The sequence below is a fragment of the Pseudoalteromonas sp. SG43-5 genome, from assembly GCF_014164345.1.
Taxonomy (GTDB): Bacteria; Pseudomonadota; Gammaproteobacteria; order Enterobacterales; family Alteromonadaceae; genus Pseudoalteromonas; species Pseudoalteromonas distincta.
On the sequence record NZ_JACJFA010000001.1, the window covers coordinates 191593 to 206968 of the forward strand.

General features: G+C 39.4%; 15 protein-coding genes. 5 read left to right on the forward strand and 10 right to left on the reverse strand.

Annotation, left to right across the window (positions count from 1 at the left end; genetic code table 11):
- Positions 1–8: 8 nt before the first annotated feature.
- The 4 genes from prfB to xerD form a co-directional block, all read right to left on the reverse strand.
- Positions 9–1107, reverse strand: a protein-coding gene (prfB, locus tag H5161_RS00885; RefSeq protein ID WP_100218355.1) for a peptide chain release factor 2 whose coding sequence is annotated in 2 segments (ribosomal slippage) — positions 9–1031 and positions 1033–1107 — 1098 coding nt in all. Because the reading frame shifts where the segments join, the coding sequence is not laid out codon by codon here.
- A gap of 144 nt (positions 1108–1251) precedes the next feature.
- Entirely contained in the window at positions 1252–2973 is a 1722-nt protein-coding gene (recJ, locus tag H5161_RS00890) for a single-stranded-DNA-specific exonuclease RecJ (RefSeq protein ID WP_182695430.1), read from the reverse strand.
- A gap of 78 nt (positions 2974–3051) precedes the next feature.
- A complete protein-coding gene (dsbC, locus tag H5161_RS00895; RefSeq protein ID WP_002961417.1) occupies positions 3052–3780 on the reverse strand; it encodes a bifunctional protein-disulfide isomerase/oxidoreductase DsbC in 729 nt (242 codons plus the stop codon).
- A gap of 63 nt (positions 3781–3843) precedes the next feature.
- Positions 3844–4770, reverse strand: a complete 927-nt coding sequence (xerD, locus tag H5161_RS00900) for a site-specific tyrosine recombinase XerD (protein ID WP_182768519.1) — start codon at positions 4768–4770, stop codon at positions 3844–3846.
- A 94-nt stretch (positions 4771–4864) separates the two neighbouring features.
- Here xerD and fldB point away from each other — a divergent pair, with 94 nt between their 5' ends.
- The gene (gene fldB / locus H5161_RS00905) at positions 4865–5386 is read left to right on the forward strand and encodes a flavodoxin FldB (protein WP_182768598.1); all 522 of its coding nucleotides are present in this window, start codon (positions 4865–4867) and stop codon (positions 5384–5386) included.
- Between the two features lie 333 nt (positions 5387–5719).
- On the opposite strand, the gene H5161_RS00910 is transcribed toward fldB, so the two are convergent.
- The 4 genes from H5161_RS00910 to H5161_RS00925 all read right to left on the reverse strand — a co-directional run bounded on the left by H5161_RS00910 (position 5720) and on the right by H5161_RS00925 (position 9396).
- On the reverse strand, positions 5720–6187 hold the full coding sequence (locus H5161_RS00910) for a YHS domain-containing (seleno)protein (protein ID WP_002961413.1): 468 nt from the start codon (positions 6185–6187) through the stop codon (positions 5720–5722).
- 137 nt (positions 6188–6324) lie between these two features.
- Positions 6325–6771 carry a DUF2147 domain-containing protein gene (locus H5161_RS00915; RefSeq protein ID WP_182711816.1) on the reverse strand — a complete coding sequence of 149 codons (447 nt, stop codon included), beginning with the start codon at positions 6769–6771 and terminating at the stop codon, positions 6325–6327.
- A 155-nt stretch (positions 6772–6926) separates the two neighbouring features.
- On the reverse strand, positions 6927–8636 hold the full coding sequence (locus H5161_RS00920) for a DUF4153 domain-containing protein (RefSeq protein WP_182724696.1): 1710 nt from the start codon (positions 8634–8636) through the stop codon (positions 6927–6929).
- A gap of 61 nt (positions 8637–8697) precedes the next feature.
- The gene (locus tag H5161_RS00925) at positions 8698–9396 is read right to left on the reverse strand and encodes a tRNA1(Val) (adenine(37)-N6)-methyltransferase (protein ID WP_182768520.1); all 699 of its coding nucleotides are present in this window, start codon (positions 9394–9396) and stop codon (positions 8698–8700) included.
- Between the two features lie 75 nt (positions 9397–9471).
- Here H5161_RS00925 and srmB point away from each other — a divergent pair, with 75 nt between their 5' ends.
- The gene (gene srmB, locus H5161_RS00930; protein ID WP_002961405.1) at positions 9472–10698 is read left to right on the forward strand and encodes an ATP-dependent RNA helicase SrmB; all 1227 of its coding nucleotides are present in this window, start codon (positions 9472–9474) and stop codon (positions 10696–10698) included.
- Positions 10699–10971: 273 nt separating this feature from the next.
- Positions 10972–11292, forward strand: coding sequence for a BON domain-containing protein (locus tag H5161_RS00935; RefSeq protein WP_010553266.1), 321 nt, complete (start codon positions 10972–10974; stop codon positions 11290–11292).
- 573 nt (positions 11293–11865) lie between these two features.
- Here H5161_RS00935 and H5161_RS00940 read toward each other — a convergent pair.
- Entirely contained in the window at positions 11866–12822 is a 957-nt protein-coding gene (locus tag H5161_RS00940) for a mechanosensitive ion channel family protein (protein WP_024596180.1), read from the reverse strand.
- Positions 12823–12942: 120 nt separating this feature from the next.
- The gene (gene yaaA / locus H5161_RS00945; RefSeq protein ID WP_002961399.1) at positions 12943–13722 is read right to left on the reverse strand and encodes a peroxide stress protein YaaA; all 780 of its coding nucleotides are present in this window, start codon (positions 13720–13722) and stop codon (positions 12943–12945) included.
- 225 nt (positions 13723–13947) lie between these two features.
- On the opposite strand from yaaA, the gene tal reads away from it, so the two are divergent.
- Both tal and H5161_RS00955 read left to right on the forward strand, forming a co-directional pair.
- Positions 13948–14898 (forward strand): transaldolase, encoded by a 951-nt coding sequence (tal, locus tag H5161_RS00950; RefSeq protein ID WP_002961397.1) that lies wholly within the window; start codon positions 13948–13950, stop codon positions 14896–14898.
- Between the two features lie 213 nt (positions 14899–15111).
- Complete coding sequence (locus tag H5161_RS00955) at positions 15112–15300, forward strand: DUF3545 family protein (RefSeq protein ID WP_002961395.1); 189 nt, start codon at positions 15112–15114, stop codon at positions 15298–15300.
- Positions 15301–15376: the final 76 nt, after the last annotated feature.

The following is a 15376-nucleotide window of genomic DNA, read 5'->3' on the forward strand; positions in this document are numbered from 1 at the left end:
CTTGGTGGTTATAGGCCAGATTTAAGGCTGGCTTCAATAAATTTATCTAAGTTACCGTCAAGTACCGATTGGGTATTGCGGTTTTCAACGCCTGTGCGTAAATCTTTAATACGTGCGTCATCAAGTACGTATGAACGTATTTGGCTACCCCAACCTATATCAGATTTAGCGTCTTCTTGCGTTTGTTTCTCAGCATTTTGCTGCTGTAGCTCAAGCTCAAATAATTTAGCTTTTAACTGCTTCATCGCTTGGGCTTTATTTTTATGCTGTGAACGCTCGTTTTGACACTGCACTACGGTATTTGTTGGTACGTGAGTAATACGAACCGCCGATTCGGTGGTATTAACGTGCTGACCACCCGCGCCTGATGCACGGTAAACGTCTATACGTAGATCTGACGGATTAATATCAATTTCAATATTATCGTCAATCTCTGGGTATACAAACGCAGAAGCAAATGAGGTATGACGACGACCACTTGAGTCAAACGGGCTTTTACGCACTAAACGGTGAACGCCTGTTTCTGTACGTAACCAACCGTAAGCGTATTCGCCAACAAAGCGAACTGTTGCGCCTTTAATACCGGCAACATCACCGTCGGTTGCTTCAACTAGCTCAACTTTAAAGCCTTTAGCCTCGCCCCAACGTAAATACATACGAAGTAGAATGTTACACCAGTCTTGTGCTTCAGTGCCGCCAGAACCCGATTGTAAATCAAGGTACGCATCGTTTGAGTCATGAGGACCTGAAAACATACGACGAAACTCTAAACCTTCTAACTGCTCGTTTAGATCGCTAAGTTCGCTTTGTGCTTCATCAAAGGTATCTTGATCTTCGGCTTCTACAGCAAGTTCAAGTAGACCTTCAACGTCGTCAGTACCGGCTACAAGGTTATCGATTGTTTCAACAACAGCCTCTAATGCTGATTTTTCACGGCCAAGCGCTTGTGCGCGTTCAGGCTCATTCCATACGGCTGAATCTTCAAGTTCGGCGTTAACTTCTTCTAGGCGTTCTTGTTTAAGAGCGTAGTCAAAGGTACCCCCGAAGCAATTCAGTACGTTCGCGAATTTCCTTGATTTGGTTAATCACAGGATTCACTTCAAACATGTACATCACTCCAAAATGGCTAGGTAATTGCGCCCCTTTACATGGGATTTTCGCAACAAATTATCGTCAAATGATAAAAACGCCCGATTTTAACAAAAAACCGCGCGCTTTATTAGCCTTTTATGCATGATTTGTGCATATTTTTTAGTGCACTTTTTCAAGCTCTCTAACTATTAATTGCAGCGTAAATTTACCTCTAAACTCATTTATATCGAGTTGATAGGCTACTTTTACAAACTTCGCTTCTGTGTCGGGCCATTCTTTTACATCAATACCAAAGGCAATGGCGTCAACTAATCGCCCTGATTGATGCTTTAGCACCAGCTTTAAATGCTTTTCGCCGACTATGCGCTGCTGTATTACTTCAAAGGTGTGCTCAAACACCGGCTCAGGAAATTGCTGCCCCCACGGGCCCGATTGCTTTAATAGCTGAGCAAACTCCATCGTAAAGCAGTCGTTTGGCAGCTCACCGTCGGTAAATACAATGCAGCGTTTACTTTCTTCACTCAGTTGCGCACTCACGGCAGCATCAAATGCTTTTTTAAAGTCATTAAAGTGTTGCTCATTAATACTTAAACCAGCGGCCATTGCATGGCCACCAAATTTATTAATTAAGTGTGGCTCAGCAGTATTAAGCCCTTCGAGTAAGTCGCGCATGTGCAACCCTTCTATAGAGCGGCACGAACCTTTTATTTCACCATTTTCGCCACCAGCAAATATAACGGTTGGTCGGTGGTATTTTTCTTTTAAGCGACCAGCCAAAATGCCAATAACACCTTGATGCCAATCGTCTTGAAACAAGCAGATTGCATCAGGGACGTTATCGTCGCTAAATGCGAGTCTATCAAGCACGGCTTGCGCCTCGGCTTGCATGCCTTGTTCTATTTCGCGCCTTGCAAAGTTTAAACTATCGAGCTCGCTGGCAATACTACGTGCTTGATTTATATCGGTGCTAAGTAAGCATGCTATACCCAAACTCATGTCGTCTAATCGCCCTGCTGCATTTAAACGCGGCGCAAGTGAAAAGCCAAAGTCGCTTGCGCTTAAGCGGGCAGCATTGCGGTTAGCCACTTCAATAAGCGCGGTGATGCCAGGGCGTGTTTTACCACTGCGAATACGTGCTAAACCTTGATGTACTAAGGTGCGGTTATTTGCATCAAGTGCGACCACGTCAGCAACCGTACCAAGCGCTACAATGTCGAGCAAGTTAGCTAAATTAGGCGGCGGTTGCTGCTCAAAATAACCAAGGTCTCGCATTACGCTTCTCAGTGCTATTAGTAAGTAAAAAGCAACGCCAACGCCTGCTATAGATTTAGACGGGAAGTTACATTCGTGCCTATTTGGATTTACTATTGCATCGGCATTTGGCAGCTGCTCACCTTGTAAGTGATGATCTGTTACCAGCACTTTAATACCAACCGCTTTTAAAATATCAATACCAGCAATACACGATATGCCGTTATCTACGGTGATCACTAAATCAGGCTTTATTTGTACTATTTGCTCTGCAAGTGCGGGGCTTAAACCATAACCTAAGCTAAACCGGTCAGGAATTAAGTAATCTAAATGCTTAAAGCCAAACATCTCAAGGCCTTGCATTAATGTTGCAGTACTTGTTGCGCCATCAGCATCAAAATCGCCGACTATTAATATTTGGCTTTGCGCTTTTAATGCTTCAATTAATAAATCGCTGGCTTTGTCGATATCTTTAAACAATTTAAAATCGTGAAGCGTAGCTACGCTGTTATTTAGCTCGTCGGCATTAAATACATTGCGGTTAGCATAAATTTGTTTAATTACAGGGTGTAAATTACTCGGTAGATGCGAGTCGTCAACGTTTTCACGCGCAATGATTAGTTTTTTCATGCAGAGTTTTAACTTATTGGGTCGTATTAAAAAGACAAAAAAAGGCCATTAAGGCCTTTTTATTAGCTATAAAACGTATTACGACGCTTTGTTAGCATCTAATGCTGCTTTTAGTGCTGCTGCTGGCTGGTAACCTGGGATCATCGTACCATCTTCTAAAATAATGGCAGGTGTGCCGCTAATACCAAAGCTTTGACCAAGCTGGTAATGCTCTGCAACCGGTGCGCTACAGCCTGCAACTACTTTAGTGCTTGTACCCGACTTAGCTTCTGTTAGTGCTTCTTGCTGATCGCGTGCACACCATACGTTCATTAAATCGGCGTAGCCTGAACCTTGTAAGCCACCACGTGGAAACGCAAGGTACTTAACGGTAATACCCGCATCAAGTAAATCGTCTAACTCGCGATGTAATTTACGACAGTAACCACAGCTAATGTCGGTAAATACGGTAATACTGTGTTTTTCGTTTGGTGCTTTGTACACAATCATCGAATCTTCGTATTCTTTAATGCCCTCAACACGCACGCCGTTTAATGCTTGCTCTGTTAAGTTGTTACGATTATTTAAATCGATTAACGTACCTTGCATTAAAAATTGACCATCTGGACTTGCGTAAAGCACGCCCTTATTAGTGATCAACTCTTTTAAACCCGCTACTGGGCTTGGGTTAATTTGCTTTACAGTTACACCAAGCTCGGCAAATTTAGTAATAATAGGATCATTAGCATCTGGTGTTACAGCAACGCCATTTGCAAATGCACTAATACTTGTGCACAACATGGCACCTGCTAACATTAATTTTTTCATAACTTCTCTCTATCCTAAAAATACTTAATATATTGACCGGCTTAATAATATTTACTTTCAAACTTACGCTCGCGGATGATGCTCTGCGTGTACCGACTTTAACCGTTCATTGGCAACATGGGTATAAATTTGCGTCGTTGATAAATCGCTATGGCCCAACATCATTTGTACCACACGTAAATCTGCCCCATGATTTAATAAGTGCGTAGCAAAAGCATGGCGCATGGTATGGGGCGATAATGGAGACTCAACTGATGCCAAAATAGCATAGTGTTTAATTCTATGCCAAAAGGTTTGTCGCGTCATGCCTACTCCGCGCTTAGATGGGAACACAAAATCGGTGGCGTGTTTTATCATTTGTGCACGCCCACCCTTTAAAAACTGCTCCAGCCAATACATGGCTTCTTCACCCAATGGCACTAAGCGCTCTTTGTTACCCTTGCCTTTTATAAACACAACCGCTTGGCGCAAATTAATTTGCTCCATACGAAGCCCAACAAGCTCACTTACACGCAACCCCGTTGCATAAAGTAGCTCTAGCATGGCTTTGTCGCGCAGTCCCATCGCTTCTTCTGTGTTGGGCGCATTTAACAATGCCTCAACTTCAGCTTCTGAGAGTGTTTTAGGTAACGACTGTCCGGCTTTTGGTTGAGCTATGTTTAGCATGGGCGAATCACTAATTATTTTTTCGCGTACAAAGTACTGATAAAAACGCTTTAGCGCACTAATGCTACGTGCTGTACTGCGTGGTTTTAAACCTAAATCAACTCGATGCGCTAAGTAGCTTTCTATGTCTAGCCCCGTTACCGTCATTAAATTTTCGCCTTTTAAAAATAGGCAAAACTTATCTAAATCACTGCGATAAGCGCTTAATGTATTTTCGCTTACGCCTTGTTCTAAGTACAGGCTATCTAAAAAGGTTTCTAGGTAGTCGCTATTACTGCTCATACTGCTGTTATTTTCAAAAGAATCGTCAGATAGCGTTGTCACATTATGCTCTCATGCTTTGCTAAGGTATCAATTAAAAATACCTTACGGTAAACTTGAGCCTATCATATCAGGCAATTACACAGTGATAAATACGATGCAAATTGGTTTATTTTTTGGTTCTACTACGTGCTACACCGAAATGGCAGCAGAAAAGATTCGCAACATTATTGGTGCCGATATAGTTACCCTGCACAATATTAAAGACGAGCCACTAAAAAATGCAGAGCAGTACGACTTTATCATCTTTGGTATTTCAACATGGGATTTTGGTGAAATACAAGAAGACTGGGAGTCAAAGTGGGACGACATAGCCGACGTAAACCTAAATGGTAAAACCATTGCTTTATTTGGCATGGGCGATCAACAAGGTTACGGGCAGTGGTTTCAAGATGCACTAGGCATGCTACACGATGAAATAAATACGCAAACATTTACTCAACTTGGTTTTTGGCCAAATGACAGTAGCTACGAGTTTGAAGCTTCAAAAGCATTAACGCCTGATGGTAAACAGTTTGTAGGACTCGCGCTCGACGAAGACAGTCAATACGAGCTAAGCGATGAGCGTATTGCAACATGGGTTGAACAGGTAATGACTGAATATAGCGAAACGCTTTAATTAGCTAATAAGTAAAAAGCCCGCAACTAGTTTAGTTGCGGGCTTTTTAACTAGGGTCTGTTGATCTTTTAAGGTTAAATTTGCAGCAGTCTGTTTGGTATTTAGGCAAGGCAGAGCCTATGCAGTGTGATTATTCCCCATAAATGGGCGATAACGTAGCATTTATGCCAAACAGGCGCTGCCCAAAGGGTTCTTCCTAGGGGCTACTTACTCTTTGTTGCTCGGTTTTTACTTAGCCCACTAGGTTACAAATCTCGCGCCGCGATTAAATAGCCCCTAGTTTGAACAAATTTTAATCCGCACAGTTCAACAGACCCTAATAATATGAGTAATTTATTGAAACGTCATAACATTGGTCGTTTGTGGGTAATATCCATCAGCCATTACAATGTACGGCAATAAATTACTTAACCATTTTTGTTGTACGCTTTGGCTGTAATTTAAGTAAAGCTTACCTTCGTGAATATAAAATGCTTCTGGATCTATCCCTACGGCATTCCCCTCATCAGCCATTGCATAAGCGCACCAGCCACCGTATTGCGGTGCATAACGCTTTGGGTTTTCTGCAAATGCCGTTTTGTTTTCTTCACTCGAAAAATGCCAGTCGGCACCTAAATAACTAAACGTATATTTGTCGCTGCCTTTAACGGCTTTATTTTGGGTAAAATAAGCAACACTGTCATACCCTTTAATAGCCGTGTTATTAAACCAGCCCGTGTTTACCGCATCATCCTTTGCGTTTGCCCCACCGCTTATTAACAGTGTGCTAAGCATTATTAAAGCAACTATGTACTTAATCATATTTTACCCTCTTATTTACTCAAAATTTTATGCCAATTAAATATGGCAGGCTTAGTGAGTAAGAAAGGCAAAGCGCAAAAATGATTTCAGTTAATGCTTAATTATTTAACGTTTAGTAATTAAGTAAGTAGTTAAACTTACTCAACTCTTAGCCAATATTGGTTTCGGTAAAAAAAGCCAATGTAACCGCGCACTTCGAGCTTTTTACCTTCATCTTGCGGGGTTAATTGTAAGGTGTAGGTTTTACCATTTGTTGGGTCGAGTATTTCACCGTCTCCCCATACGCCATCATCTTGTGCTTTTACATCGGTGATTATGGTCATTCCTAAAATAGGCTGATCTTTTAGCTCATCATCACACTTACTGCATATATCATTTTGTTTTGCAGGGTTAAGAATGGTTTCAACTTTGCCGCTTAATACACCGTTGGTTTGGGTAATACGTACATACGACTTAGCTTGGTTTGTATCCTCATCAATCGTTTTCCAAAGGCCTACTGGCGTAATAGCAGCAAGCACACTTTGGCTTGCAAAAATGGTGGCTGCTAACGTGCTAAGTAATGCTATTTTATTTAACTTTTTCATTGTGTTGTCTTTAAATCAAGTGACTAATGACTTAATCATAACAGGTGATTTATAAACACACTACCAAAGCGCCCCACCTAAAATAACAACAAACCTAAACTAATAATCATTAGTTTAGGTTTAAGGATCTGTAGCATAAAAAACAAAGCAACGTATTACCTTACTTTAAAAACAACATCCCCTATTTTTAGATTTGAATATTCAGGCTCAACTAAAGATAATTCGTTATTATCAATCATGCTTTTAAGGTATCTAATCTCTTCAGGATTTTCGACATTCATATACTTTGAGCGCCACTTACCCATGTCGAATAACCAGAAATATGCGGATATATTTTCATTACTTTCGTCAATCACTATAAAATCGAGTTCATCATCTTTGTTTAAATCCATGCCAATGAAATAGTAAGTATGTTCTTTTAAAGAGTTACGATCGTAAAAATGTTGTTCAGAAAATACTGCCTCTATTAAACCTTGAGGTATTAGCACTTGTGATGGCCAAAATACACTGCGCTCAATAAAATCATCGACTGTGTGTTCAAGCGTTAAAGCAAACTCATTATTTACATACATCCTATCGATGATAGCGTATTGCTCTGGGTGACTCGTTTCAATTTTCTGTTTTAATAACTGCATAGCTAAATAACCTTGGCGACCTAAGCTGTGCTCAAAATAGTAATAGTCAAACTTTTCTATTGTTACTTTATCTGCATCTAAACGCGCTATTTGGCTGTTTGTAGATAAGCTTTGAAAATTTAATAAAGGGGAGTTAACAGCAAGCATACTAACGAGCACCACCCACCCCATCACAATATTTATTTTGCTAAGCGGCTCTAGCCAATTGTCTCGCTTTGTTATAATTCCAACAAGATAACTAAACGAAAAACACGCCAATAAAAACCAAATCAAAATGCCCCAACAACGATCTACTGTTAGCCCATGCTGCTCTACCCGTAAGTAAATTCCATAGGCAGAAATAACACTATAAACTGGAAGTAACGCAACGCTTATAAAAACGAGTCGGTGCAAGAGCATGTGATAAGGGCGAACTGATGAGTCATCTTTATAAACAGTGTTAACAAAAAACAACGTGAGCACCTGCAGCCACATTACTAATAAACTGCCGCTTCCGGTCTCCCATAATTTATTGAGTCCGGTAAAAGGAAGTGTTGCTAAAAAACCGAGAGAAATAACTGATAAAACAGGCAATAAAAACTTAATTAAAGTTTGTAGTAAAAAAGCGATATTATCTTCTATGTTCAAAAGCTTTCTAAATATGACACTCGCAAAGGCAAATGCGAGCGTTAAGGTTGGGATCCAAAACCATTCATTTCTTAGTAGCTCAGAGAAAAATTCTATATCTAAAATATCAAATAAAGCCGCACCTAAATTTAGAATTCCCCAAAAAATAAGTACAAACAGCCAGCATTCTCCAAATATTATAAAATTACGCCAAGAGAGCTTAAATAAACGACTGTAACTAACATTTTCTGAGCTACCAAATTGTTGTATGTACATAAGGCCTTTAAAGCCAGCTATTAAACTAGTAAAAATAAAAACTGACATTAAAGTGTTATTACTTACGTACTCTTGAGGCTCTTGCTGAAAGCCAACATACGCCCCCAATAAAGATAACAACAAGGAAAAAGGAAGGATTAAAAGCAACGACGTTTTTATATTATTTTTATTAACGGTCATTAGCATTAATAAAGGAAAGCTCATAGAAAATGTAATAAGTGAGACTAACAATGTAGGGCTTGTTGCTGGCCACACATTATTTTCTATACTGCTATACAAAAGGGTAAGAGCAATAGCCTGTAATACGGCAAGTATAATTATAAAAGATTTTGGTAACTGACTATCCATATCTGTTCTCAACAATAGGTTTTAGTCAGTTTGCGTTATTCGTTCCTATTTTACAATTGCTTTACATTTTCAAATAAAATGCTTTGCATAGGGCTATATAATCAGCGGTGTAGGTATTATCTAAGTTTCTAATACACAGAATTGACGTTTCTAAATCGCTTTTTACGTAGCTAAATGCCATTAAACTGCGGCTAATATCTTTATTGGGCGTGGCTTTTACTTGGCAATGAGTATTTAAATAAAGCCCATTTTGAGTAGCAAGCTCAATAAATAATGCACCTTCAACGCTTGGGAGTATTAAGCTAAAGCGAGAGCGGCTATGGCTTAAACGTTTAAACGCATTTATTAACTCTTCAAAACTTAAGCCGTCGGTATGGCGTGCGGTATTACGCGCAGCATTATCGCCTTTTAAACTGTGATTAAAATACGGTGGATTAGAGATAACAACATCAAATTTAACTTCACTACTAAAGCTTTGAATAGTTTGGTGCGTAATACTTATAGTTGGCCACGGGCTATTAGCTACATTTTGTAATGCTTGGGTATAGGCGCTTTCGTCAATTTCTACCGCAGTTGTACCAAGCTCATTACTGCGCTGCTTACACATTAGTGCTAGTAAGCCGGTGCCTGTGCCTATATCAAGTAATGACTTTGCACCGCTTAAATTAGCCCATGCGCCAAGCAAAATGCCATCGGTAGAAACTTTCATTGCACAGTGGTCGTGTTCAACTTTAAATTGTTTAAATACAAAACCAGACATTTTTTCACCTTTTCATTCACCAAGCGCAGCATAGCGCGTATAATCAGGGTAATTGTCCCTTATTTTAGACACTCTATGCAATTTTCTGAATTTGATCTTGATAACAAGCTACTCGATGCCATTAATAAAATGGGCTACGAGACGCCAACCAGCATTCAACAACAAGCTATTCCTGAAGCACTTCAGGGGCGCGATATTTTAGCATCTGCGCCTACTGGTACAGGTAAAACAGCGGCATTTTTAATTCCGGCTATTCAGTACTTACTGGATTTCCCACGTCGTGATCCTGGTTTTGCGCGCGTCCTCGTTATGACCCCGACTCGTGAGTTGGCTTATCAAATTCATGAACAATGTGAACTGCTAGCTAAACGCACACACCTAAAAATTGGTGTAGTAACAGGCGGTATTAACTACGGCACGCATAAAGAAATTTTTGAAAAAAATAACGATATTTTAATCGCCACACCAGGTCGATTAATGGAATACCTAGAAACCGAAAACTTTCATGCTGAACACGTAGAAATGCTTATTATTGATGAAGCAGATCGCATGTTAGATATGGGTTTCAAAAAAGAAATGAGCCGTATTTGTGACGAAGCTAAAAATCGTCGCCAATGTTTTTTATTCTCAGCAACACTCGAAGGTGACAGCGTAGAAAGGTTTGCTGAAAAAACATTAAACGACCCAGCTCTATTAGAAGCTGAATCGTCACGTAAAGAAAAAGCTAAAATTCACCAGTGGGTACATTTAGCCGATGACTATCATCATAAACTAGAGCTTTTAGTAAATACCTTAAATGGTCCAGACGTGACTAAAGCAATTGTGTTTGTTAAAACCCGTGAGCGTTTAGAAACACTGATTGGCGAGCTAACCAATAACGGCGTTAAAGCAGCTTGGTTACGCGGCGAAATGCCACAAGACAAACGTATGAAAGCCATGGAAAACTTCCACAGTGGCAAAACACGTATCTTAATTGCTACCGACGTAGCTGCACGTGGTATTGACGTATCTGACATTAGCCACGTTATTAACTTTGATATGCCGCGCACTGCCGACGTATACGTACACCGTATTGGTCGTACTGGCCGTGCTGGTAAAAAAGGGATTGCAATATCATTAGTTGAAGCACACGACATTGGTATTTTGTATAAAGTAGAGCGCTACGTTGAACAAAAACTAAAACGCCGTGTAATTAAAGGTGTTGAGCCACAGCATAAAGAAGCTAAGCCGCCGGCTAAAAAGCGTAAAGATCCAGTAAAAATGAAAGCCAAGAAAAAGGCCAAGGTTAAAAAGAAAAAGTAACCTAACATATTTTTATTCTAAGCCGACTTTTGTCGGCTTTTTTAATGCAAGCCTTACAGGCTCTGCTGTTTGTACCTGTTACATATGTAACCCAAGCATGTAACTCATACTCATTTAAATGTAATTTTTGCCCACCTGAATTCCCACTTAATAAAATTCCCTTATATTTCATGGCGTTAATATTGGCACCGAAATTGTAACTACAAAGATAACCTAGCCGATGGAATTTCCATATTGTGGCTGCACTATTCACCGTAATGTAAGGATTAAGTTATGAACCGCTTCAAGTTAACTATCGCTTTAGTATCATTTTGTTGTTTATTTTTATTAGCTTGCGCTACAAAAGTAAGTGCAGCAACCAATATGGCCGTAGTAAGCAGTGTAGCCACTCAACCTAACTTACAACAAGCTATCACCAACACCCTACGAACTAATCCTAACCTAGCGTTAAGTGATATTCGCGTGCAGGTAAAAAATGGTGAAGTAGATTTATACGGTGAAGCACAAACTGGTTTTCAGCGCGCACTAGCTCAAAAGTTTTTAGAAAATATGGATGGGGTTAAAATCATTCGTAACAAAATTAGCGTTATTTAATACGCACCACAAAAACCTATTTGTATAACTAATTCATAAGCGCGGCTTGTTACTCCAACACAAGCTGCGCTTTTTTATATTCAGTTTAAGGCAAGTTTTGCTGCTGTAAAAAAGATAAAATAAAGCCTAAGCAATACGATTATTCCTCCCCTTAAAACGATAGCTCACACTTATACTTAAGAAGATAGATTTAGAATTGACGCTAGCGTGTTTGTCTTTGCTCTTTTAACCCTTAAGTTAACCCAATTGATACTGAAAAAGCTTACACAGATTCTTAAGCCGACCTAACGGGCTTAAAAAGGATGATTTAGTTATTGAAATAGATGAGGGCGTTATTTCAGAGTGTGCAGCAAAGGCAGTAAAAAAATCGTTGGGTAAACACTACTTTTACTTGTTAATACTCCCATGACCAAACGCAACTAATTAGAATTGATATTCAATAAACACAAAACTAGGTATTTAAACTTTTAGCTAATAATCCGTTTATAAAAAAAGCGCAATTTTACTCTGTAAAAATGCGCTGCTGGTAAGTAACTATTTCCCAATGCTTTTGCCTAATGAGTTTTAACTAAATTACTCACTTTGGCTAGAGTCAGCACCGTCGCTACTGTCTTTATTGGATGACTGCTGGCTTATTTTATCGCTTATCATGGCATCGAGTTTCTCACCGCCTTTAATACCAAAATCTAAAGTACGAATTGGGAAAGGAATACTAATATCAGCTTCGTCTAATGCTTGCTTAACGGCAACAACACCTTTGTGGCGTACCGTCATAAAGTCAGGCTCGCCTGGGTATTTAATCCAAAACCACACCAGTAAGTTAATGCTGCTGTCGCCAAAACCTTCAGCGTATACAGCGGTTTCGTCTTTACGTATTACAAAGTCAAATTCGTTAATTTTATCGACTATAACGTCTTTTGCTTTTTCTATGTCGTCGCCATACGAAATACCTACGGGTACTTCTATACGTCTTATACCTAGCGTGGTGTAATTTTTTAGTACATTTCTAAATAAGACTTTGTTTGGTACAAGTATTAGTTGCCCGTAAAAGCTCTCTATTAGCGTGTTACGTAGGTTTATAGAATGCACCGAACCAAACACATCATCGGTTTCTATTACGTCACCTGTTTTAAATGGCTTACGTACACCCATTGCTATACCTGCAATTAGGTTTTCGGTCATGTCTTGAAACGCAAAACCAATGGCTAAACCCACAATACCCGCACCAGCAAGTAGCGAAGTAACAGTGCCTTTTAAGCCAACAAAATCGAGCGCTATAAATAAACCTATGCACAACACAATAACTTTAAATATTGACGCCATTAAGTCGGCAATTTGCGTTGAATCGAGAGAGCGGCGCAACACGTTTTTCATCAGCTTGCCAGCAAAGCGCGCCAATATTGAAAATACTATGGCAATTACAATTGCCACGATAAAATTAGGGATATGGCTGATAACAACATCAAACCACCCTCCGAGCTTTTCCTCTATTAGTTTTTCGGCTTCGCCAACTGACGGAATACTGATCATTTTGTTTGCACCTATTTAATTAATAATCTCATTAATATTAGATATAGTTGCAAATATAACGCCAGTATCAAAAAAGCCATGCAATGCATGGCTTTTCAATTGTTTATTTAAGCTTATGACCTAATTTTGTTCGTCGCGCATAAATACCGGCTCAAGCTCTTTAACTGTTGCCTCAGGGCTAAAGTAATAACCCGCCACAGTAAACTCTTTAAGCTGACTTAATTGCGTTACTTTATTTTCGATAATGTAGCGCGCCATCATGCCGCGTGCTTTTTTAGCGTAAAAGCTAATTACCTTGTATTGACCGTTTTTACAGTCTTTAAAGTGTGGGGTAATAATTTGTGCATTTAATGCTTTTTTATCTACCGCTTTAAAGTATTCGTTTGAAGCAAGGTTAACGAGGTATTGTGCGTCTTGTGCTTTTAATACGTCGTTTAGTTTGTTCGCTATTACGCTGCCCCAAAACTCGTATAAGTTTTTGCCACGCGAGTTTTCAAGCTTAGTGCCCATTTCAAGACGGTAAGCTTGCATTAAATCAAGTGGTTTTAATAAGCCGTATAAGCCAGAAAGGATACGTAAATGGTTTTGTGCGTAATCAAGCTCGCTAGCTTTAAGCGTGCTTGCATCTAAACCGCCGTATACATCGCCATTAAAGGCAAGCACTGCTTGTTTAGCATTACTTTGTGTAAACGGCTGCGCCCACTCGCTAAAGCGTGCTGCGTTAAGCCCAGATAGCTTATCGCTAATTTTCATTAAACTGCCAATTTGCGCTGGTGTTAGTTCACGGCATACTTTCATGAGCTCTTCGCTGTGCTCTAGTAATTCAGGCTGAGTGAACTTGTCTGTTGCGGGTGGCGTTTCGTAATCAAGATTTTTTGCAGGTGAAATAACAGTGATCATAGTTAGCTATTGACTTGTAATTTATTTAGTGTCAATTTCAACATTAAATGAAACGAAAAGCACGTTTTGTTTAAATAAATCCTCTCTTAATAACCCATGCATTGCCGTTTTTCTATTGATAAGGACATAAGACCTATCAAGCATTGTCACACTGTTGCAGTATGGATTGTATATATTAAGAGTGATTAGATTTTTCTTTTAACTTGCTTGGAATGAGGAAAGCAAATGACTTCAGCTCTACAAAGGCTAAAACAACATTCATCTATCGTAGCCGACACTGGTGATATTGAAGCTATTAAAAAGCATCAACCAGAAGATGCAACTACAAACCCGTCGCTTTTATTAAAAGCGAGCGAGATTGAAGCATATAAGCCTTACCTAGATAAAGCTTGGAGCTATGCAAAAGAAACCGAGCAAGAGCCAGCTAAACAACTTGAACTAGCATGTGATTACTTTGCCGTGTTACTTGGTAAAGAAATTAGTGAGATTGTACCTGGTTATATTTCTACTGAAGTAGATGCACGCCTTTCGTTTAATACGCAAGCGACTATTGATAAAGCACATACTCTACTTAGCCTTTACGAAAAAGAAGGTGTAAGCAAAGATAAAATTTTAATCAAAGTAGCGTCTACGTGGGAAGGCATTAAAGCCGCTGAGCAGCTAGAAAAAGAAGGTACTAAATGTAACCTTACTTTATTATTTAGCGATGCCCAAGCTCGCGCATGTGCCGATGCAAACGTATTTCTAATTTCGCCATTTGTTGGTCGTATTTTAGATTGGCATGTTGCTAACGGTATGGAAAAACCAACCGATCCGCTACAAGATCCAGGTGTTCAGTCTGTACGCAGCATTTTTGAATTTTACAAACGCCATGACTACAAAACAGTTGTGATGGGTGCAAGTTTCCGTAATACAGGCGAAATTATTGCACTTACAGGTTGTGACAAGCTAACTATTAGCCCTAATCTTTTAGAAGATTTAGGTAACCTTGAAGGCGCACAGGAATACTTGCTAGAAACAGATATTCCTAAAGAGCCAAAACCAGAACCACTTACAGAAGCGCAGTTCCGTTGGTTACATAACCAAGATGCTATGGCTACTGAAAAACTGGCTGAAGGTATTCGCTCTTTTGCTGATGCACAAGAACAACTAGAAGCGCGTTTTAAAGCAATGTAATTTGCTATAATCGTGTTTTAGAAAACGTCGCAATAGCGGCGTTTTTTTATGCCTAAAATTGGCTACTTCTCTATTTAACCTTCATATAATCTTCGTATAAACCTTCATCAATTAATCACACTTATGTAACATAACTGTCACTTTTTTATTCTATTTTAACTAGGCCTGTGGTATAGGTATTCTTGAGGTCAATAAAATCAATAGGAGAAGTTCATGGATAGCCTAAACGATATATTAGAGATATTAGAAGGACCAGATACAACAAGAAAAACCTCTCAAAAAAATAAAAAAAGAAAATGGCGTGAAATAGAAGCAATAAAAGACAAACAGCGCCTACGTAAAGAACTACAAGAACTAGACTACTTTACAGACAGTATTGCAATTGATGAGCTCGATTTTTAATTCAATACGCCCCAACTAAACAAAAAGGCTTCCAGAATCTGGAAGCCTTTTTTAATGGTTTAAACAATTTGAGTTC